This is a genomic window from Zestomonas ipomoeae, from assembly GCF_057128665.1.
Genome location: NZ_JBSKHQ010000016.1, coordinates 85232 through 107129 on the forward strand (window position 1 = coordinate 85232; position 21898 = coordinate 107129).

Consider the following 21898-nt stretch of genomic DNA (forward strand, 5'->3'; position numbering starts at 1 on the left):
CATCCCGCGCAAAGCTGGCCATGCGCCAGCTTTGTTCGACTCGAACAATAATTCCTAGGAGTGCATACCGTGCCGGCCAATGGCAGGAGCCCGACGCGCTGGTCGCAACAGCATTTAGCCTCGGCCTTGTGCCTGCTCTGCCTGCTGCTGATGGGCCTGAGCCTGGCCTGGCAGGGCGCGCAGTGGTGGCGGCTGATGCAGGCGCCGATCACGGTCGCCCCGCCGGTGCGCACGCTGGCGGCAAGCGCGCCGCCGTCCCTGGACCGGCTGCAGTTGCTGTTCGGCATGCCGGGCGTTTCGCAGAGTCGCGAAGCGCCGCCGACCACGTTGCAGCTGACGCTGTTGGCCAGCTTCATGAATGCCGAGCAGGCCGCCGCGTTGATCGCCCCCGCCGGTGGCCGGGCACGCCGGCTGACCGTGGGCGACGAGGTCAGCCCCGGCGTGCGCGTGCAGGCGGTATTCAAGGACCACGTGCTGCTCAGCCGCAACGGCGTGCAGGAGCGGCTGAACTTCCCGCAGCGTCGCTCCAACCCGCTGGTGCCGGCGATCGTCGATAATGTCGATCCCTATGCCGCGCCCGATGAATTCCAGCCGCCGCCGATGGAGAACTTCTCCTACGCGGCGGAACCCGACTATCCCCCGAGCACACCATGAGCCGTCTTCTTTTGCCGTTATCCCGCGCCGTGGCGCTGGCCATTTGCTGCCTGGCCGGCGTTCAGCCGAGCCTGGCCGAGCCCACCGCCCCCGTGGCACAGCAGCAGGACGAGCGCTGGACCATCAATATGAAGGACGCGGACATCCGTGACTTCGTCGAGCAGATCTCGCTGATCAGCGGCCAGACCTTCGTTGTCGACCCGCGGGTGAAGGGCCAGGTGAGCGTGATTTCCCAGGCTTCGCTGAGCCTGTCCGAGGTTTACCAGCTGTTCCTCTCGGTGATGGCCACCCATGGCTTTTCGGTGATCCCCCAGGGTGAGCAGGCGCGCATCGTGCCCAACGCCGAAGCCAAGGCCGAGGGCGTGCCCAACGGTCTGCTGAGCGGCCCGGACGCTCTGGAGACGCGAGTCATCCAGGTGCAGCAGCACGCGGTCAGCGAGCTGCTGCCGCTGATCCGCCCGCTGATTCCGCAGTACGGCCATCTGGCGGCGGTGACCTCGGCCAACGCGCTGATCATCAGCGACCGCCAGGCCAACATCGCCCGCATCGAAGAAATCGTGCGCACCCTGGACAAGGCCAACCAGAGCGATTACACGCTCTACGACATGCGCTACGGCTGGGTGCAGGACGCCGCCGAGGCGCTTAACAACAGCATTGCCCGTGGCCAGGCCAAGGGCATGGGCAGCGCCACGGTGATCGCCGACAGCCGTACCAACCGGCTGATCCTGATCGGTCCGCCGGAGGCCCGGGCGAAGCTGCTGAACCTGGTGCAGGCGCTGGACATCCCCTCCTCGCGCTCGGCCAACACCCGCGTCATCCGCCTGCGCTACAACGACGCCAAGACGCTCGCCGAAACCCTCGGCGAAATCGGCGACTCGCTGAAGAACAGCAGCGCCGGCGGCGAAAGCACCGGTGCCAAGCCCCGGGAGATGCTGATCCGCGCCGACGAGAGTCTCAATGCGCTGGTGATCCTCGCCGACCCGGATACGGTGAGCATGCTCGAGGAAATCGTGCGCCAGCTCGACGTGCCGCGCGGCCAGGTGCTGGTGGAAGCGGCCATCGTCGAGATTTCCGGCGACATCAACGATGCCCTCGGCGTGCAGTGGGCCATCGACGGGCGCGGCAACGGCAACGCCGGCCTCGGCGGAGTCAACTTCAACAACGCCGGGCTCTCGGTGGGCACGCTGCTCGGCGCGCTGAGCAACGACAAACTGCCGGACAAGCTGCCCAGCGGCGCGCTGGTCGGCGTCGGCAACGGCCGCTTCGGCGCGCTGATCACGGCGCTGTCGGCCAATACCAAGAACAACCTGCTGTCCACCCCGAGCCTGCTGACCCTGGACAACCAGGAAGCGGAAATCCTGGTCGGCCAGAACGTGCCGTTCCAGACCGGCTCCTACACCACCGGCGGCGACGGGGCCAACAACCCCTTCACCACCATCGAGCGCAAGGACATCGGCGTGACCCTCAAGGTCACCCCGCATATCAACGAGGGCGCCACCCTGCGCCTGGAGATCGAACAGGAAATCTCCTCGCTGGTGCCGGCGCCGGAAGGCATCAACGTCAGCGACATCATCACCAACAAGCGCTCGATCAAGAGCACCATTCTCGCCGACGACGGCCAGGTGATCGTGCTCGGCGGCCTGATCCAGGACGACGTCACCAAGAGCACCGCCAAGGTGCCGCTGCTCGGCGACCTGCCGCTGCTTGGCGGGCTGTTCCGCTCCAAGCAGGACAGCCGGGTCAAGCGCAACCTGATGGTGTTCCTGCGTCCGACCGTGGTGCGCAACGGCGAGGCCATGGCCGCCCTGAGCCGGCAGAAATACGGCGACATCCGCGTGCTCGGCGGCCAGCGCGACGCCGCGCCGAGCATCCTGCCGAGCGACCCGATGCAACTGTTCCAGCGCAACGAGGCACCCGCGGCGGAGATCGACCTGCGCCAGAGCCAGGCGCCGGTGCCGGCGCAGGAGCCGGTGGTGCAGACGCACCCGGTGCCGACCCCACCGCCGGTGCAGACCGCACCGCTGCCGCCCTCGCACACCCTGGTGGAGAAGCCGAAGACAGTGGAGCCGGAAACCCTGGGCAATGGCCAGGGCGGCGACGAGCCCGTGCAACTGGCCATGGCCACTCCCGCCCCGGTGGCGGCACCGGCCAAGGCACAGGAGCCGGCCAAGCGCTATTTCGTGCAGTTGACCGAAGGTAGCAGCGAGGCGTTCATGCAGGCGCTGATCGAACGCAATCCGGGCCAGCCACTCCGCCTGCTGCGCACCCAGCGCAACGGCGAGCCGTGGTTCCGCATGGTCTATGGCGATTTCGCCGATGCCAAGGCGGCGCAACAGGCCGCGCAGCAACTGCCCAGCCAGTTGCCTCAGCGTGAGGTGCGGGTGATCAGCGAGTAGCGCCTCGGCGGGCGGAATGGGCCAGGTGCGGGTAGGCATGCCCCACCTGGGTTCCGGCTTCTCGACCGGAACGACGACGACCTGAGGGTCGATGCTCGATGATCCATCCCCATCTCCCTCGCCATTTCCGCAAATGCAGGAGTCCACGGAAGCAGGATGACATCCACTCGTTGGGCTTCGTCGCTGTGCTCCTCAACCGCAACCCATGGGACAAGCCCCAATCGGTAGGCTGGGTTGAGGGGCGCTCTTTCCCGAAGCCCAGCCCGCACAATTCCTGCGATCACGACTTCACTTGAGTCCTGGCGCGGCGACCGCAAAAGCGGTGTGGGAACAGCGCAGGCGATCTACCCGTCGCCCATTTCACGAACGCGAAGGTCGAGCGAATCCATCAGGCAATCCCATGCGTAGACGGGCTTCGTCACGCCCTCGAGAAAGGTGGCCTTGATACCGGACAGGCGAGTTTGGGTGTTGTGGTAAGTGCGCCGGCTGCTTTCCGCGTTTCGGTGTGCGTTTTGGTTTCGCCCTGCCGGGGAACGCTTCTTTTTCTTTGCCTACGTTCAGTGAGGTGCCGGTAGGTGCAAGCAGCGGCCGCCAGCCACCCCGAGAACCAGCCATGCATTAGCGCTGCTCGCCAACTGCCTGAAACCAATTTGCCAGTCCGGTTTCACAACGGCCTTGCCCCAAACAAAACGCGGCGCAAAAAAAATCGGTAACCCAGAACCTGCGGTTACCGATACAAAAATGTGCAGCACATCCAGTACTGCACACGCTCACATGGAGTCTTACAGCTTGCTGACGTCGACGTTGTCGATGAACAGCGACTGGGCGCGCTGGGTGCCCAGCAGCAGCAGGTCGACACGTTTCAGGGTGCCGGCCGGCAGCTGCACGTCGCGCTGCAGGGTGCCCCAGCTGCCGCCGCGCGCGGCCAGTTGGCCGAGGGAGATGTACTGGCCGCGACGGTTGGCGTCCTCGACATACAGGTAGCCGTAGACCACGCCGCTGACGCGGCTGTCGCGACCCAGGGCGAGGTCGGCCTTGACGCGGTATGTCTGGCCGCCTTCGACGCTGGCGAGCAGGCTGACGCTGGCACCGGCGCCGTCATAGCGGCGGCTGTGAACTTCCAGGGCCTGGCGACCGCCTCGGGCGAAGCTGGTCGGGCGCACGCTGCCGTAGAAGCCGGCCCAGCCACCGATGCCGCTCTCGAAGTCGTAGGTCACGCGGCTCGGCGTGGTCGGGGTGGTGGGGTTGGTCGGCGTGGAGGTGGTGCCGACTTCCACCAGGGAGACTTCGTCGGCCAGCAGGCTGGCGCCGCTGTCGGTCCACAGGGCGACGTACAGGGTGCGCGCATTGCTGCCCTTGAAGGTGAAGGCCTTCTCCAGGCGGGTGAACTCGTTGCCGGTGATCGACACGCGCACGCCCTGCTCGGCGGAGTAGGTCAGGCGACCATCGCTGCCTTCCTCGAGAATCGCCAGACGAGCGTATTCGCGACTACCGCGGGTCTTGAGCATCAGCTTGCCGCCGAGACGGTACTGGGTACCGGCTTTCAGGCCGCTGACCGGGGTGACCAGGGCGTCGAAGGCACGGGCCTCGAGCTGGCCGGCGTTATCGCGGCAGCTCTGGGCGACGTTGACCAGGCTCAGCTCGGACTGGTTGAACAGCGAGCGCCAGCCATCCAGGGTACGGAAGTCGCCGTTGCCGACCAGCCCCTTGAGGTCGGCCTTGCTGCACCACGGCAGATCGGTCGGCGGGTTGGTGCCGCCGTTGTCCGGGTTGTCCGGATTGTCGGTGACCGGCACCTTGGTCTGGCGGAAATCGCCGATCTGCACGCGCATGGTGTTCAGCGCGCGCACCGCATCGGCGCGACCTTCCATGCCGCACGGCTGGTTGGAGCACTCGGCGGTGGTCAGTTTCGGGTTGGAGAAGAACGGCGCCTGGGTACGCGCACCGAACACATGGGGGTAGGCCATGATGGTGCTGAACTGGCCGCTGACGCCGTAGCCACGGCTCCACTCGTGAGTGCCGCTGTGGCCGCCGTTCTGGAAGTAGCCCTCCTGCTGGTCCTGCTCGTAGGAATGGCGCAGGCCCATGTTGTGGCCGGCTTCGTGGGCGAAGGTATTCAGCCCGCAGTCGACGCCCACCAGGTTGTAGGGCATGTCCTTGGCCCAGCTGTAGAACTTGTCGCTGTTCTTCTCGCCGGTGCCCATGTAGCCGATGCCGCAGGTGATGTAGCCATTGCCGGCGTTGGCCGACAGGTTGATCAGGCTGACCACGTCGGCGCCGTATTGCTCGCGCAGGCGCTGGACCTGGGCGTCATCCTTGAAGCGGCCGAGGTTGTTGCCGGTCACGTCGGGGTAGGAGGCCCAGTCCAGCAGCTGTTTGTGCACCAGGCGCAGGCGCATGTCGATACCGCTCTTCTGGTAGGCGGTATTGGCGTATTCGATATAGCTGGCGATGCGCGCATCGATGTCCAGGCCGTTGCGACTCTCGGTAGCGCCCTTGGTGTAGAGCACCATGATGTCGACGGTCTGCGGGGCGGCGCTCGCCGCGCCAGTGGCCAGGCTAAGCGCCAGGCCGGATAGCCAGAGGCTAGGTTTCATGGGGTTGTTTTCCTTATAAGAGGTATTCACTCGCCCGACTCCACGGCTGGACGTTTCGGTGGTTCTCAGCCCTGGGCCGGCGGAGCCAGCGGCGGCAGCTCGCGCGGGTCGTAGTCGACCTGGTCGTTGGGATCGCTACGCTGGGCGATCTCGTTCTCGTCGGTGATCACGGCCTTGCCGGTGCGGTTGTCGACGATCACCGAGTAGCTGCCTTCCAGCGTCGCCACGGCGATGTGGGTCTGCTTGGCGCCACGCACGACGGTGAGGGTTTCCGCGTCGTTGCCGTTGAGCAACTCACCCTGCCAGACGGCGCTGCCGCCGGTATTGCGGGTTTCGCTGAGCCGGGCTTGCAGTGGCTGCTGGTGGCCGGGCAGGGCCAGTTCCAGGGTCTGGCCGACGCTAAGGTCTTCCAGGGCCGCCGGCTGCAGCTCGGTGTAGTACACCGGGATGCCGTTTTCTTCACCCTCGCTGAGCTGCTCGGCCTGCCACAGGCTCAGCTGCGCCGCCGGGGCGCGGGCCGCCACGGGTTGCAGCGGCAGGGCCGCCGGATCGGCAGTCGTCGCCGGCACCGCACTGGGGAGTGGTTGCGCCGAGGACAACGGGGTGGGGGACTGGCTTGCCGCCGGGTTGGCTACTGCAGCTTGCTGGGGCCGGCCATCCTGCGCCGCCGGCAGCAGCATGAAGCCGATCAGCGCGCCGCCGGCCAGGGCAGCACCGCCGCCCAGGATCCAAAACTTCGCCATTCACTTGCCTCCTGTTTAATTTGAACGCTCGTGCAACTTCCCGGCCGCAGTCTATGCGTAGCGGCCGAGCGCTGCGGTGCTTGGATCACAATTGCGAAGCGCCGTGCCCCGGGCAAAGCCCGGAAATCCTCACCCTGTCGCATTTGCTGCGGAATTGCCTCACAGCGACATGCCAGCCGCTCGATCCGGCGCCTGCTATACCAATCAGTGAGTCCATTTCGCAGTTGGCGCGCAGGAGTGACGGTGAGCAGCAGCATCGGTTTTCGCCTCAACGTGCTTTTCGTCCTGTTGGTGACCCTGCTGCTGGCGGGGTCGGGCGGATTCGCTTATTGGCGGCTGAGCACCCAGCTGACCCAGGACTACCGGCAGGCCGGCGAGGCCATGCGCCAGCGGCTGGAGATCAATCTGATCAACCCGATCTGGAACCTCGACCCGCAGGCGGTGCAGGAAAACCTGGCGGCGGAGATCCAGCCGCCGGTAGTCGGGGTCGCGGTATATCTCGATTCCGGCGAGTTGATGGCCAGCAGCGGCAAGCTGGCGGCGTCGACCGCACCGGATACCGAACTGGATCGCCTGGAATTCCCGCTCTATGGCCGCGGCTTCAACGAGCGCCAGGTGCTCGGCCGGGTCGAGGCGCTGCTGTCGCCGGCCGGCCTGCGGCGCACCCTGCGCGTGCAGATCTGGCAGCGCCTGGCGGAAATCCTCGCCCTCGACGTGCTGCTGGTGGCGGCGCTGTCGCTGAGCCTGCGCTTCCTGGTGGTCAAGCCACTCACTGCCCTGCGCGATGCCCTGCACCAGGCAGCGGCCCACCGCGGCCCGGCCGAAGCCCTGCTGCTGCCGGTCGAGCGTGCCGACGAGTTCGGCGATGTGGTGCGCGGCTTCAATCGCATCGTGCAGCGCCTGGCCGAGGACCTGGACGCGGGGCATCGCGCCGAGCTGGAGATCCGCGAAGCCTACGATCACCTCAAGCAGACCCAGGCGTCCCTGGTGCAGGCGGAGAAGCTGGCGGCCCTCGGCGGCCTGGTAGCCGGGGTCGCCCATGAGATCAACACGCCGCTGGGCATCAGCCTGACCAGCGCCAGCCTGCTCGGCGAGGAAACCCGCCGCTTTGCCGAGCAATTGCAGGGCGGCCAGTTACGCAAGTCGGAGCTCGAGCAGTACCTCAATACCGCCCGCGAAAGCGTCGAGCTGATCCTCGCCAACGCCCAGCGCGCCGCCCACCTGGTACACAGCTTCAAGCAGGTGGCGGTGGACCAGACCAGCGAGGCCAGACGCGAGTTCGACCTGGCCGAATACCTCGACGAAGTGATCGAGAGCCTCCGCCCGGCCTACAAGCGCCTGCCGGTGCAGGTGCTCAGCGAGTGCCCGGCCGATATCCGGCTCGACAGCTACCCCGGCGCACTGGCCCAGGTGATCACCAACCTGCTGGTCAACGCGCTGACCCATGCCTTTCCCGACGGCGCGCCGGGGCAGGTCCGCATCGCGGCTCGACGCGACGGCGACGCGGTGCAACTGACCTTCGCGGACGACGGCCAGGGCATCGCCGCCGCACACCTGCCGCACATCTTCGAGCCGTTCTTCACCACTCGGCGGGGGACCGGTGGCAGCGGCCTCGGTCTGCACGTGGTCTATAACTTAGTGACAAAGCGCATCGGCGGCGAAATCAGCGCAGCCAGCACGCCGGGGCAAGGGACCCGCTTCAGCCTGCGACTGCCCTTGGTCGCACCGCAGTCGAACGAAGGGCGTGCCGTATGAAGAACGAATCCCTGGACGATACCGCCAACTGGCTGCTCGACGACCTGGAGGAGTCGCCCGCCGTGCCGGGCCTGGCGCCCTGGCGGGTGCTGATCGTCGACGACGAACCCGACGTGCACAAGGTGACCCGCCTGGCGCTGCGCGGCATCGAGTACAAGGGGCGCGCCCTGGAGCTGCTCAGTGCCTATTCCGGCCAGGAGGGCTTCGCCCTGCTCGACGCCCATCCGGATATCGCGCTGATCCTGCTCGACGTGGTGATGGAAACCGAGAACGCCGGCCTGCAGTTGGTGCGCCGGGTGCGCGAGGAACTCGGCAACGGCCTGGTGCGCATCGTGCTGCGCACCGGCCAGCCGGGGCAGGCGCCGGAGCAGGAGGTGATCCTCACCTACGACATCAACGACTACAAGGCCAAGACCGAGCTGACCGTGCAGAAGCTGTACACCACGGTCATCGCCTCGCTGCGCGCCTACGAAAGCCTGCTCTCGGTGGAGCGCAGCCGCCAGGGCCTGAGCAAGATTCTCGAAGGCTCCACCAACCTCTATCAGCAACGCTCGCTGCGCGAGTTCGCCTCCGGCGTGCTGGGGCTGGTGGGTGCGGTGCTGGATGTCGGCACCCACGGCATTCTCTGCGTGCGCGAGCAGTGCGCCGACGAGCAGGGCGGCCTGCAAGTGCTCGGCGCCACTGGCGGCTTCGCCGAGCTGGAGCGCCACGATCAGTTGCCCATCGACCACCCGCTGTACGCGAAGATCAGCCAGGCGCTCAGGGACCGCAACAGCCTGTTCGACCATCCCCATGAGGTGCTCTACATCCCGACCCGCGCCAACTGCGACTTCGCCCTCTACTTCAGCCCGCCACGGCCGCTGACCGAGGTCGACAAGGCGCTGCTGGAGGTCTTCTGCAGCCGCATCTCGGCGGCCTTCGACAACCTCTACTACCACATGCAGATGCAGAAGGCGCAGGAGGCCACGGTGGTGGCCCTGGCCGACCTGGCGGAGTACCGCGACAGCGACACCGGCGAACACGTGCTGCGGGTGCAGCGCTGGACCTCGCGCACCGCGAGGCGCATGGCCGAGCGCGGCGACTACCCGGAGCTGCTGACCCCGCGCTTCCTCGAACTGGTGGGCATGGCCAGCATCCTGCACGATGTCGGCAAGGTCGCCACGCCCGATCACATCTTGTTCAAGCCCGGCCAGCACGACGACGAGCAGCGCGAGATCATGCGCCAGCACGCCAGCATCGGCGCGGCCATCCTGCAGCGCTCGGCGCGCCTGGTAGAGGGGCAGAGCTACCTGTCGCTGGGCGCCGAGATCGCCGGCGGCCACCACGAATTCTTCGACGGCAACGGCTACCCGGCCGGCCTGAAGGGCGATGCCATCCCGCTGTCGGCGCGCATCGTCACCGTGGTCGACGTGTTCGATGCGCTGCTGCACAAGCGCCCCTACAAGGAGCCCTGGCCGCCGCACGAGGCCATCGCCTACATTCGCGAGCGCGCCGGCAGCCAGTTCGATCCCAAGGTGGTGGCGGCGTTTCTCGAGGTCATCGCCACGGAGCACCCCGAAGCCCGCGGCGACTGAACCGCGCTCCGCCAAGGGCTTGCCGTGCCGGGTGGTGCTTCCCGTATTTCTTCGCGCTTCTCGATCCGCCTCCGGGCTGTCACCCAAAGTAGCAGCACCTCGCTCCACGCCCTGCCCCCGGCCATGGAAATCCCGCTTCGCATACGCCCGACCACCCCAAGGGGTGAGCCATCAAATCGCCCCTTCAGGCAATTATGGCGACCGGCACGGCTCATTAGCATGGGGCTCTCACGCACACCCTGCTCAGGAGAGCCGCATGACAAGAAGAACAATGCGCGGAATCTTCCAGCCTCACGCGCTGGCTGCCGCCGTTGCCCTGGGCTGCACCGCCCAGGCCCACGCCATCACCTTCAACATCGGGGAAATCGAGGGGCAATTCGATTCGCAGCTGTCGATCGGCGCCAGCTGGTCGGTGCGCTCGGCCGACCCGGACTTCGTCTCGGTCGCCAGCGGCGGCCAGGCCTCGTCGCGCACCAACGACGACGGCCGCCTGAACTTCAAGAAGGGCGAGACCTTCTCGAAGATCTTCAAAGGCGTGCACGACCTGGAACTGCGCTACGGCGACAGCGGCGCCTTCATCCGTGGCAAGTACTGGTACGACTTCGAGACCAAGGACGAGCACCGGTTGTTCTATGACATCGACGACCACAACCGCAAGGAGGCGGCGCAGGCCTCCGGCGCGCAGATCCTCGATGCGTTCCTCTACCACAACTATTCCATCGACGGCCTGCCGGGCAACGTGCGGGTCGGCAAGCAGGTGGTCAGCTGGGGCGAAAGCACCTTCATCGGCAACAGCATCAACTCGATCAACCCGATCGACGCCGCCGCCCTGCGTCGCCCCGGCGCCGAGCTCAAGGAAGGCCTGATCCCGGTCAACATGCTCTACCTCTCGCAGAGCCTGACCGACAGCCTGTCCGTGGAAGCCTTCTACCAGCTGGAGTGGGACCAGACCGTCGCCGACAACTGCGGCACCTTCTTCTCCACCGGCGACCCGATTGCCGACGGCTGTGAGGATCGGCTGGTGGTATTCGGCCCCGACCTGCCCCCGGGCCAGTCCGCCAACAGCTTCGGCACCAACCTCTACGTGCCGCGCGCCGGCGACCGCGACGCCCGCGACAGCGGCCAGTACGGCGTGGCCCTGCGCTGGTTCGCCGAGTCGCTGAACGACACCGAGTTCGGGCTCTACGCGTTGAACTACCACAGCCGCGGCCCGGCTTTCAGCTTCACCCGCACCACCGCCGCCAACCCGGCCGCCCTGGGCTTCATCGGCGCCGCGCCGACGGCCAACTACTTCCTCGAATATCCCGAGGATATCCGTCTCTACGGCCTGAGCTTCCAGACCAACGTCGGCGGTACCGCACTGTCCGGCGAGCTGAGCTACCGGCCAAACATGCCAATGCAGATCAACAGCACCGACCTGACCTTCGCCGCGCTCGGCCTGCCGGTGTCACCGGTGTTCACCAGCGGCCATTCGACATACGCGCCGGGCGCGGAGATCACCGGCTACGAGCGCAAGCCCTTCACCCAGGCCCAGATCAGCGCTGTGCATACCATCGACCGCGTGCTCGGCGCCAGCCGCGTCGCCCTGGTCGGCGAGGTCGGCTACAACCACATCAGCGGTATCGGCAACGATGTCGGCGATCTGCGTTTCGGCCGCGACTCGGTGTTCGGCATCGGCGAATTCAACGGCGTGCCGGGCATCACCTGCGCGGGCTTGAACAGCGCCAACCCCGACGAGTGCAACGACGACGGCTACTACACCACCAACTCCTGGGGCTACCGCCTGCGCGCCAATGCCGAGTACAGCAACGTCTTCGCCGGCATCAACCTGACCCCGAGCATCGCTTGGTCCCATGACGTCGACGGCTACGGCCCGAACTTCAACGAGGGCAGCAAGGCCATCAGCCTCGGCCTCAACGCCGACTACCGCAACACCTACACCGCCAGCCTCAGCTACACCGACTTCTTCGGTGGCGAGTACAACACCAGTACCGACCGCGACTTCGTCGCCCTCAGCTTCGGCGTCAACTTCTAAGCGCGGACTAAAAGGACAGGAACATGAGAACCACCCACTACCTGCAACTCGGCGCCCTGGCGCTGTCCCTGCTGGCCGGCAATGCGCTGGCCGCGGTTTCCACGGAAGAAGCCGCCAAGCTCGGCACCACGCTCACCCCGCTCGGCGCGGAAAAAGCCGGCAACACCGATGGCAGCATTCCCGAATGGACCGGCGGCCTGCCGACCAACGCAGCGCCGATGTCCGCCAACGCCTTCCTCGGCAACCCCTTCGCCAACGAGCAGCCGCTGTTCACCATCACCGCCGCCAACGCCGAGCAGTACAAGGACAAGCTTTCTCCCGGCCAACTGGCGATGTTCAAGCGCTACCCGGAGAGCTACAGGATTCCGGTGTATCCGACCCATCGCACCGCCGCCGTGCCGCAGGAAATCTACGACGCGGCGAAGAAGAGCGCGCTGAATACCCAGCCGATCGACGGCGGCAACGGCCTGGCCAACTTCGCCGACAGCCGCTACTACGCCTTCCCGATCCCGCACAACGGCGTGGAAGTGGTGTGGAACCACATCACCCGCTACCGCGGCGGCAACGCCCGGCGCCTGATCACCCAGGCCACCCCGCAAACCAACGGCTCCTACACCATGGTGCACTTCGAGGACGAGGTGGCCTTCCCCACCGAAGTGAACGACCTCGATCCGCAGAAGGCCGCCAACGTGCTGCTGTTCTTCAAGCAGCGGGTCACCGCCCCGTCGCGCCTGGCCGGCAACGTGCTGCTGGTCCACGAGACCATCGACCAGGTCAAGGAACCGCGCCTGGCCTGGGTCTACAACGCCGGCCAGCGCCGCGTGCGCCGCGCCCCGCAGGTGGCCTACGACGGCCCCGGCACCGCCGCCGACGGCATGCGCACCTCGGACAACTTCGACATGTTCTCCGGCGCCCCGGACCGCTACGACTGGAAGCTGGTGGGCAAGCGCGAGATGTACATCCCCTACAACAGCTACCAGCTGGAACAGCCGACGCTGAAGTACGACGACATCATCAAGGCCGGCCACATCAACCAGGACCTCACCCGCTACGAACTGCACCGCGTCTGGGAAGTGGAAGCCACGGTGAAGAGCGGCGAACGGCACATCTACGCCAAGCGTCACCTGTTCTTCGACGAAGACAGCTGGCAGATCGCCCTGGCCGACCACTACGACGGCCGCGGCCAGCTTTGGCGGGTCGGCGAAGGTCACGCCGTGTCCCACTACCAGCAACAGGTCCCGACCTATTCCCTGGAAGCGCTCTACGACCTGATCGCCGGCCGCTACATCGCCCTCGGCATGAAGAACGAAGAGAAGCGCGGCATCGAATTCGGCTTCAAGGCCAACTCCGCCGACTACACCCCGGCCGCGCTGCGCAACGCCGGCGTGCGCTGATCCCTCCCACCCGACACGCCCCGCCCAGCGGGGCGCTGTCGTTTGCGCCCTCGTTATGACGGCGTATCAGTTTCAGCCATCGTGCTTTTCCCCTGGCCGGCACAGGTCTAGGCTGCTCACGCTGATAACAAGAACTTCGCGAGAGCCGCCATGCCCTGCTCCAGCCCTGGTCCCGCAACCACCAGTGCTTCCCTGTCCGGCGTGCCGCGCCTGCCCCCCGCGCACCTGCCGCGCCCGCGCCTGCTGGATCGCCTGCACAGCGAGGATTACCGCCTGCGCCTGCTCTGCGCGCCTGCCGGTTTTGGCAAGAGCGTGCTGCTCGGCGAATACCTGCGTCAGTTGCCAGCCGGCAGCCGTATCGCCTGGCTGAGCCTGGCAGGCCAGCCACTCGCGCCTGAGCAATTGCTGCACCGCCTGGCCGATACCCTGGGCGAGGCGCTGCCGACACTGCCGGTGGAACAGGCCCTGCTCCAGTTGATCGGCCGTCAGCCGCTGTGGCTGGTGCTCGACGACTATCCGCACAACGCCCCCGCCGAACTGGACGCCTGCGTCGACCAATTGCTGGCCCAGCCACTCGATCAGCTGCACCTGATGGTCAGCACTCGCCAACGCCCGGACTGGAACCTGCCGCGCCTGTTGCTGGCCGGCGAGCTGCTGGAGCTGGACGCCGCCCAGTTGGCCTTCACGCGCGACGAGCTGGCCCAATTGGTCGCGCTGCTGCAGCCGTCGGCGGGTGTCCACACGGTGGACGAACTGTGGCGGGAGACCGAAGGCTGGTGTGCCGGCGCGCGCCTGTTGTTATGCGGCGACACGGCCCAGCGCGGCATCGCCAGCGGCGGCCAGTGGCTGCAGGACTACCTCGAGCACGAGTTGCTCAATCGCCTCAGTGCCGAAGAGGCCGAGCGTCTCTATGCGCTCGCGCAACTGCCCAAGGTATCCGCCGAACTCTGCCAGTACCTGTGGGAAGAAGAGGACGGTGCCCAGCTGTTCCAGCGCCTGCTGCGCCGCCAGGCATTCTTCCTGCCGCTCGACGAACACGGCATCTGGTTCCGCATGCTGCCAGCCGTGGCACGGCTGCTGGGCAGCCGGCTAGGCAGCGCCGCCGCCACCCAGCTGCACCTGCGCGCCTGCCGCATGTTCAGCGCCGCCGGGCAGATCGAGGATGCCATCGAGCAGGCACTCTGCGCCGGTCAGCCGGAGGTGGCGGCCAACTACCTGGAGCGCCTCAGCGAGGAATGGCTGACCGGCGAGCAGCACCTGGCGCACCTGTTGCGCTGGCGTGAGCGGTTGCCGGAGACCCTGCTGGAGAGCACGCCGCGGCTGCTCTGCCTGAATGCCTGGGCGCTGTTGCTGAGCTGGCAGCTGGACCAGGCCGAGCATTGCATCGACAAGCTGGCGCGTTTCCTGCCGCAGCCCACCGCGGTACGCAACCGCAAGTTGCTGGCCAACTACCAGGCACTGCGCGGCATGCTCGCCGCGTTGCGCGCCAACAACGGCGCCAACAGCGCCCGCAAGCACTGTCAGGCGGCCCTGGAGCATTTGCCGGACAGCCACTGGATGCCGCGCCTGCTGTGCTACTCGACGTTGTTGCGCGTGGCCCTGGCCACCGGCGACGTGCATAGCGCGCCCGACCTGCTTCGCCCAGCGGTGGAGCTGGCCCGGCGCCAGGGCAGCCTGCTGTTCGAGGCGCTGCTCAACCTCGACCATATTCGCCTGCTGCTGCTGCGCGGCGAGCTGCCGCGGGCGCAGAGCCTGATCGAACAGAGCCTGGCCCTGCTGGCCCGGCGCAAGACCACCGACAGTCTGCTGCTCGGACGGCTCAACCTGTTGCAGGCCGAGGTGCACCTGCTGCAAGGCCGCTACGCCGAGGCCGAGCAGAACGCCGGCCTGGGCCTGCAGCAATGCCGAGAATGCGCCGACCCCTTCGCCCTGCACGGCTACCTCGGCCTGGCCGAACTCAGTTCGCGCCGCGGCGAGTTCGACCAGGCCTTCCTGCACCTGCGCGAGGCCGAGCGACAGATGCACTGCGGCCAGGTCTGGCGGCTCTGCTACCGCGGCGTGCAGTTGCTGCAGAGCATGCGCGTTCTCGCACGCCAGGGACGCTGGGAACGGGTGACGCCGATTGCCGAGCGCATCCACCGGCATTTCTCCGGTGCCCAGCCGTGGATGGCGCCGCTCGACTATCCGGCGCTGCCGCTGCGCAACCGGCTGCTGCAGGCACGTGCCCTGCTGCACGCGGGGGGCCAGGCCGAACAGGCCCATCGCCAGCTACAGGCGCTGCTGGTCGACTGCCTGGCCGTGCAATTCCAGCCGCTGGCCTGCGAAACCCGCCTGGCGCTGGCAGAAGCCGGACGCCAGCTCGGCCTCGGCGATGCCCCTGGCCATGAACGCGAGGCCCGCGAGCAGGCCCGGGGCCTCGGCCTGCACGGCCTGTTGCAGGACTGGCCGAGCGCCGACGAACAGGCTTCTACGCCGCCCGCCGCACCGCCCAAGGGAACACCGACGGAAAACGCCGGTCTGCTAAGCCAGCGTGAACAGGCGGTGCTGCAGTTGCTGGCGGAAGGCTTTTCCAACCAGGAAATCGGCAGCTATCTCTTCATTTCGGTCAACACCGTGAAAACCCATACCAAGAAAATCAACAGCAAGCTCGGCGTGCGTCGGCGCACGCAGGCGGTGATGCGCGCCAAGACCCTGGGCCTGCTGGTCTGACACCGAGCGAGACGGCGATCGGAAATTAGTTGACCTAGTAGTCAGGAATACGTTTAGCTACAGCGCCTCGCCCAGGGGCCGACGCCGTGCGCTTGAAAGTAATACTTAAATAACAAACAGTTAGCCTTATATAGAGGAACTTCATAAGGCTTCCGGCGGATGCGCGGCGATCTGATGGACGGCCATTCACACAAGGGATGGCACGATCACCGGGAAAACACCCCGGAATGGCCCGCAGCCCCGTCACCATGGGACTTTCCCGCCACCGACGGGAACACCCGGTCACTAGGTGACTTGTAGTTATCCCGCTGTTTCCTTTCAGAATTCCTTGAAGGGCGTTGGGTTCAATTGCAAAATGCCGCCCCCGCCGGTTCGTTTGGACCTGCCGTGCGGTTTGTGCTGATCCCTCAGCCCGTGCACCAGCGTAGTGCGCGGGTCAATTAAAACGATCACGCAGGAGAAAACGACGTGCACATCGGTGTTCCTCTCGAAACACACACCGGCGAGACGCGGGTAGCCGCGACTCCGGAAACCATCAAGAAACTGATCGGCCAGGGCCATCAGGTGACCGTCCAGAGCAATGCCGGCGTCAGCGCCAGCATTCCGGACAGCGCCTATGAAGCCGCTGGCGCGACCATCGGCAGCGACGCCGCCGCCTTCGGTGCCGACCTGGTGCTCAAGGTGGTGGCGCCGAACGAAGCCGAGCTGGCGCTGATGAAGCCCGGCGCGGTGCTGGTCGGCATGCTCAACCCGTTCAACAGCGAGAACATCGCACGCATGGCCGAGCGCGGCATCACCGCCTTCGCCCTCGAAGCCGCACCGCGCACTTCCCGCGCGCAAAGCCTCGACGTGCTGTCCTCGCAGGCCAACATCGCCGGCTACAAGGCGGTGATGCTGGCGGCCAACCACTACCCGCGCTTCATGCCGATGCTGATGACCGCCGCCGGCACCGTGAAGGCCGCCCGCGTGCTGATTCTCGGCGCCGGTGTCGCCGGCCTGCAGGCCATCGCCACGGCCAAGCGCCTGGGCGCGGTGATCGAGGCCTCGGACGTGCGTCCGGCGGTGAAGGAGCAGATCGAGTCCCTCGGCGCCAAGTTCGTCGACGTGCCGTTCGAGACCGACGAGGAGCGCGAGTGCGCCCAGGGCGTTGGCGGCTATGCCCGGCCGATGCCGCAGTCGTGGATGGAGCGCCAGGCCAAGGCGGTGCACGAGCGCGCCAAGCAGGCCGACATCGTCATCACCACCGCGCTGATTCCGGGCCGCAAGGCGCCGGTGCTGCTGAAGGAAGAAACCGTGCAGCAGATGAAGCCCGGCTCGGTGGTCATCGACCTCGCCGCGGCCCAGGGCGGCAACTGCCCGCTGACCGAGGCCGAGCAGATCGTGGTCAAGCACGGCGTGACCATCGTCGGCTACAGCAACCTGGCGGCCCTGGTGCCGGCGGATGCCTCGGCGCTCTACGCGCGCAACCTGCTGGACTTCCTCAAGCTGGTCCTCGACAAGGACGGCCAGTTCCACGTCAACCTGGAAGACGACATCGTCGCCGCGTGCCTGATGTGCCGCGACAACCAAGTCGTCCGTACCAACGGCTAAGGGGAGAAGCGGATATGGATCTGATTTCCGACGGCATCTACAACCTGATCATCTTCGTGCTGGCTATCTATGTCGGCTACCACGTGGTCTGGAACGTCACCCCGGCCCTGCACACGCCGCTGATGGCGGTGACCAACGCGATTTCCGCGATCGTCATCGTCGGCGCCATGCTCGCCGCCGCCCTGACCGTGACCCCGCTGGGCAAGGCAATGGGCACCCTGGCCGTGGCCCTGGCCGCGGTCAACGTGTTCGGTGGCTTCCTGGTCACCCGGCGCATGCTGGAAATGTTCAAGAAGAAGGCGCCCAAGGCGCCGGTGGAGAAGCACTGACCATGAGCATGAACCTGATCACTGTTCTCTATCTCGTTGCCTCGGTGTGCTTCATCCAGGCGCTCAAGGGCCTGTCGCACCCGACCACCTCGCGTCGCGGCAACGCCTTCGGCATGATCGGCATGGCCATTGCCGTGCTGACCACCGTCGGCCTGATCTACAAGCTCGGCGCCGAGCTGGCCACCGCCGGCATTGCCTATGTCATCGTCGGCCTGCTGGTCGGCGGCACCGCCGGCTCGATCATGGCCAAGCGCGTGGAAATGACCAAGATGCCCGAGCTGGTCGCCTTCATGCACAGCATGATCGGCCTGGCCGCGGTATTCATCGCCATTGCAGCGGTTGTGGAGCCGCAGTCCCTGGGCATCGTCGCCGCGCTGGGCGACGCCATTCCCAAGGGCAATCGCCTGGAACTGTTCCTCGGCGCGGCCATCGGTGCCATCACTTTCTCCGGTTCGGTGATCGCCTTCGGCAAGCTGTCCGGCAAGTACAAGTTCCGCCTGTTCCAGGGCGCCCCGGTGGTGTTCAAGGGCCAGCACCTGGTCAACCTGGCGGTCGGCCTGGCCATCGTCGGCCTGGGCCTGTACTTCACCTTCACCGGTGATATCCGCGCCTTCGCGGTACTGGTGGCGCTGGCCTTCATCATCGGCGTGCTGATCATCATCCCCATCGGCGGCGCCGACATGCCGGTGGTGGTGTCGATGCTCAACAGCTACTCGGGCTGGGCGGCGGCCGGTATCGGCTTCTCGCTGAACAACTCGATGCTGATCATCGCCGGTTCGCTGGTGGGCTCCTCGGGTGCGATCCTCTCCTACATCATGTGCAAGGCGATGAACCGCTCGTTCTTCAACGTCATCCTCGGCGGCTTCGGGGGCGATGCCGATGCCGGTGCCGCCACCGGCGGCAGCCAGGAACAACGTCCGGTGAAGTCCGGCTCCGCCGACGACGCCGCGTTCCTGCTGACCAACGCCGACACCGTGATCATCGTGCCCGGCTACGGCCTGGCGGTGGCCCGTGCCCAGCACGCACTGATGGAGCTGGCGGAGAAGCTGACCCACCTGGGCGTGACCGTGAAGTACGCCATCCACCCGGTGGCCGGCCGCATGCCGGGTCACATGAACGTCCTGCTGGCCGAGGCCGAGGTGCCCTACGAGCAGGTGTTCGAGATGGAAGACATCAACTCCGAGTTCGGCCAGGCCGACGTGGTGCTGGTGCTCGGTGCCAACGACGTGGTCAACCCGGCGGCGAAGAACGATCCGAAGTCGCCGATCGCCGGCATGCCGATCCTCGAGGCCTACAAGGCCAAGACCGTGATCGTCAACAAGCGCTCGATGGCCAGCGGCTACGCCGGCCTGGACAACGAGCTGTTCTACCTCGACAAGACCATGATGGTCTTCGGCGATGCCAAGAAGGTGATCGAGGACATGGTCAAGGCGGTCGAATAATCGTCCGTGGCATGACCTGAAGAACCCCGGCCCGGTGCCGGGGTTTTTTTTGTTTGCGCGCGCGGGGCTCAGCGCAGGCTGGCCAGCACCTCGAAGCTGTGCAGGCGATCCTCGAAGTCATACAGGTCGCTGATGAAGATCAGCTCGTCGGCCTGGGTCTGCTCCAGCAGCACCTCCAGCCGCGCGCGGATCTTCTGCGGCCCGCCGATCAGCGCCAGGCCGAGGAACTCACCGACCGCCTGCTGCTCATGGGGTTGCCAGAGCCCCTGCATGCTCGCCACGGGCGGGCGCTGCACCAGGCTGTGGCCGCGGATCAGGGCGAGGATGCGCTGGTAGGCGGAGGTCGCCAGGTATTCGGCACGCTCGTCGCTGTCGGCGGCGATCAGCGGCACGCCGAGCATCACGTAGGGCTGCTGCAGGACTTCCGAGGGCTGGAAGTTTTCCCGGTACAGGCGGATCGCCTCGTGCATGTAGCGCGGCGCGAAGTGCGAGGCGAAGGCATAGGGCAGGCCCTTGGCCGCCGCCAGCTGGGCGCTGAACAGGCTGGAACCGAGCAGCCAGATCGGCACCTGGCTGCCAGCGCCAGGCATGGCGATCACCCGCTGGCCGGGCCGGCGCGGGCCGAGCAGATACTGCAACTCCTCGACCTCGGCCGGAAAGTCGTCGGCGCTGCCTAGCCGATCGCGACGCAGCGCCTGCGCGGTGTACGGGTCGGCGCCGGGCGCACGGCCCAGACCGAGGTCTATTCGGCCTGGGTAAAGCGCGTCCAGGGTGCCGAACTGCTCGGCGATCACCAGCGGCGAGTGGTTCGGCAGCATCACCCCGCCGGCACCGACGCGAATGCACGAGGTGCCGCCGGCCAGATAGCCGATGAGCACCGCGGTGGCGGAACTGGCGATGCCATCCATGTTGTGATGCTCGGCCACCCAGAAACGCTCGAAGCCGAGGCGCTCGACATGCTGCGCCAACGCCAGCGAATTGCGCAGCGCCTGGGCTGCGCTGCCGTCGTCGCGAATCGGGGCGAGATCGAGGGTGGAAAAGCGGATTTGGTCGAGGAGAGACATGGCGGACCTTGCGCAGGGAGTTCGACGGGTCGACCACACGGACAGCGTGCCCGCTCGCCTTGGCCGAAGAGTGAACGTAGCCTATCAGCCTCGCCAGCGGGCATCGACGAACGGATGGGTGGAGAGCCGGAGCCCGAATACAAGGATATTCGCGATGCCCACAAACCTGTTGCCCCGCATGCTGTATGCCTTGCTTGGCCTCATGCTGCTGCTCTATCTGCTCCCATGGGGCCTGTACTTCTGGAGCGTGCAGACGTTCCCCGACAATCGCATGCCTGCGGCCTTGGCGCCGCCCCTACTGGTCGATGCCTATAAGCTCTCGCTGGCCGATAACCCTGGACGAGAGCTGCAACCACAGACGCCCTGGAGCGTGCTGCTGTGGCTATCGCGCGCGCAAGGACCATCTGACCAACCCGACGGCTTCAGCCTCGCCAATCAGGCCGCGCGCGCGTTGCTGCGGCGCCAGCCGCAGCAAGAAGGCAAGCTCTCCTGGCACCTTCGCGGGGCAGCAGCAGCCATCTGGGTCACCCGACACTGGAACGCTGACGACGCAGCTTCGACCGCGTTACAGGAAGGCTTTTTCGGACCGCAAATGCAGGGCCTGGATTCCGCTTCGCTGGCGCTGTTCGACATGCCGGCCGACCGACTTGGTCCTTCCGAGGCGGCCGTCCTGGTCACGTTGCTCAAGGGCCCAAGCTACTTCCGCTGCTCGCCAGAGCGACTGAGCAGACCCGCCAGGATGCTGACGGCAAAGCTGGCGCCGGGAGCGCCCTATGCACCTCGCCTCGCCGCCGGGTTCAGCGCGGGCTGCCTCAGCCAACAGAGCAATGCCGCGTCCGGCTAACGCAGCCGGTCGCCGCAGCGGCCTGGCAACAGGATAAAAATCATCGAAAACACACCTGAGGCAGTCGAATAACCTGACTGTTCTGCCAAGACGGCACCGGCTCCGGCTGATGAACGCGGCTCCGCGGAGGAAAATCCTGTCGCACGACGCCGGCTCGGGAAAAACTCCGGAAAAGCGCCTGGCAAAGCCTGACTGTACCTTTTCATCAGTTGCAAACTGTACTGGTCGCACGCCCGTTTTTGGGGCGTAACGGCAATTTTGGGTAGAAAAAACGCACCAAGGTTGCACAAAACCGATACAGTTGCTTCGAACGGTAACAGTACAGTTGCGCAAAATGCGAACCGCCACTGGAGCAATTTCGAGCAGCTGTGACTGTAGAGTCGCGGGGCCGATCCGGATAATGGTTACCAGATCAGTAACCAATGCCGCCACAAGCGGAAGGAAGCCCACCATGGAACGTACCCTCAGTTCCGACCTGTTTTTCGAAGACACTCAAACCAACCAAGCCCCGCTGCCGCTGCGCGTCGTCGGCACCCTGCTGCTCTGGCAGCGCCGCCTGTCCAGCCGCCACCAGTTGGCCCGCCTGGATTCGCGCCTGCTGGCCGATGCCGGCATCAGCGAAGCCCAGCGCCAAGCCGAGCTGAGCAAGCCCTTCTGGCGTTGAGCCAGTGGCCGGCCACCTAGGCCAGCCAAGCGTTTTCCAAACCCCTGTCGTCGGGCAACCGCGACGGGGGTTTTTTATTTTCCATCACAAGGTTAAAACCACCGGCTT

Annotated in this window: 15 protein-coding genes; 12 read left to right on the forward strand and 3 right to left on the reverse strand. The window is 66.2% G+C overall.

Annotated features, from left to right (window positions below; all coding sequences use genetic code 11):
• Positions 1 to 69 precede the first annotated feature (69 nt).
• Together ACWKV7_RS17025 and gspD are read left to right on the forward strand one after the other, a co-directional pair.
• On the forward strand, positions 70 to 654 hold the full coding sequence (locus ACWKV7_RS17025; RefSeq protein WP_483858879.1) for a type II secretion system protein N: 585 nt from the start codon (positions 70 to 72) through the stop codon (positions 652 to 654).
• On the forward strand, positions 651 to 3050 hold the full coding sequence (gene gspD / locus ACWKV7_RS17030; protein WP_483858880.1) for a type II secretion system secretin GspD: 2400 nt from the start codon (positions 651 to 653) through the stop codon (positions 3048 to 3050). Before ACWKV7_RS17025 ends, gspD begins: the two co-directional genes overlap by 4 nt.
• 782 nt (positions 3051 to 3832) lie before the next feature.
• Here gspD and mep72 read toward each other — a convergent pair.
• Both mep72 and bamI read right to left on the reverse strand, forming a co-directional pair.
• On the reverse strand, positions 3833 to 5647 hold the full coding sequence (gene mep72 / locus ACWKV7_RS17035) for a biofilm-associated metzincin protease Mep72 (RefSeq protein ID WP_483858881.1): 1815 nt from the start codon (positions 5645 to 5647) through the stop codon (positions 3833 to 3835).
• A gap of 65 nt (positions 5648 to 5712) precedes the next feature.
• Positions 5713 to 6390, reverse strand: coding sequence for a biofilm-associated metzincin protease inhibitor BamI (gene bamI / locus ACWKV7_RS17040; RefSeq protein ID WP_483858882.1), 678 nt, complete (start codon positions 6388 to 6390; stop codon positions 5713 to 5715).
• A gap of 243 nt (positions 6391 to 6633) precedes the next feature.
• Between bamI and ACWKV7_RS17045 the strand changes: the two genes are divergently transcribed.
• From ACWKV7_RS17045 to ACWKV7_RS17080, 8 genes are all read left to right on the forward strand, one after another.
• Entirely contained in the window at positions 6634 to 8145 is a 1512-nt protein-coding gene (locus ACWKV7_RS17045; RefSeq protein WP_483858883.1) for a sensor histidine kinase, read from the forward strand.
• Positions 8142 to 9719: a DUF3369 domain-containing protein gene (locus ACWKV7_RS17050; RefSeq protein WP_483858884.1), complete on the forward strand. Its 1578-nt coding sequence runs from the start codon at positions 8142 to 8144 to the stop codon at positions 9717 to 9719. The genes ACWKV7_RS17045 and ACWKV7_RS17050 overlap by 4 nt, the downstream gene beginning before the upstream one ends.
• 256 nt (positions 9720 to 9975) lie before the next feature.
• The gene (locus ACWKV7_RS17055; RefSeq protein WP_483858885.1) at positions 9976 to 11754 is read left to right on the forward strand and encodes a DUF1302 domain-containing protein; all 1779 of its coding nucleotides are present in this window, start codon (positions 9976 to 9978) and stop codon (positions 11752 to 11754) included.
• A 23-nt stretch (positions 11755 to 11777) separates the two neighbouring features.
• Complete coding sequence (locus ACWKV7_RS17060; RefSeq protein WP_483858886.1) at positions 11778 to 13148, forward strand: DUF1329 domain-containing protein; 1371 nt, start codon at positions 11778 to 11780, stop codon at positions 13146 to 13148.
• Between the two features lie 150 nt (positions 13149 to 13298).
• A complete protein-coding gene (locus ACWKV7_RS17065) occupies positions 13299 to 15857 on the forward strand; it encodes a LuxR C-terminal-related transcriptional regulator (protein ID WP_483858887.1) in 2559 nt (852 codons plus the stop codon).
• A 468-nt stretch (positions 15858 to 16325) separates the two neighbouring features.
• A complete protein-coding gene (locus tag ACWKV7_RS17070; protein WP_483858888.1) occupies positions 16326 to 17447 on the forward strand; it encodes a Re/Si-specific NAD(P)(+) transhydrogenase subunit alpha in 1122 nt (373 codons plus the stop codon).
• Between the two features lie 14 nt (positions 17448 to 17461).
• Positions 17462 to 17776 (forward strand): NAD(P) transhydrogenase subunit alpha part 2, encoded by a 315-nt coding sequence (locus tag ACWKV7_RS17075; RefSeq protein ID WP_037054628.1) that lies wholly within the window; start codon positions 17462 to 17464, stop codon positions 17774 to 17776.
• Positions 17777 to 17778: 2 nt separating this feature from the next.
• Positions 17779 to 19218 (forward strand): NAD(P)(+) transhydrogenase (Re/Si-specific) subunit beta, encoded by a 1440-nt coding sequence (locus ACWKV7_RS17080; protein ID WP_483858889.1) that lies wholly within the window; start codon positions 17779 to 17781, stop codon positions 19216 to 19218.
• A 68-nt stretch (positions 19219 to 19286) separates the two neighbouring features.
• On the opposite strand, the gene ACWKV7_RS17085 is transcribed toward ACWKV7_RS17080, so the two are convergent.
• Positions 19287 to 20282 carry an LLM class flavin-dependent oxidoreductase gene (locus tag ACWKV7_RS17085; RefSeq protein ID WP_483858890.1) on the reverse strand — a complete coding sequence of 332 codons (996 nt, stop codon included), beginning with the start codon at positions 20280 to 20282 and terminating at the stop codon, positions 19287 to 19289.
• Between the two features lie 154 nt (positions 20283 to 20436).
• Between ACWKV7_RS17085 and ACWKV7_RS17090 the strand changes: the two genes are divergently transcribed.
• Entirely contained in the window at positions 20437 to 21126 is a 690-nt protein-coding gene (locus ACWKV7_RS17090; RefSeq protein WP_483858891.1) for a transglycosylase domain-containing protein, read from the forward strand.
• 451 nt (positions 21127 to 21577) lie between these two features.
• Positions 21578 to 21790 carry a DUF1127 domain-containing protein gene (locus ACWKV7_RS17095; protein WP_483858892.1) on the forward strand — a complete coding sequence of 71 codons (213 nt, stop codon included), beginning with the start codon at positions 21578 to 21580 and terminating at the stop codon, positions 21788 to 21790.
• Positions 21791 to 21898 lie beyond the last annotated feature (108 nt).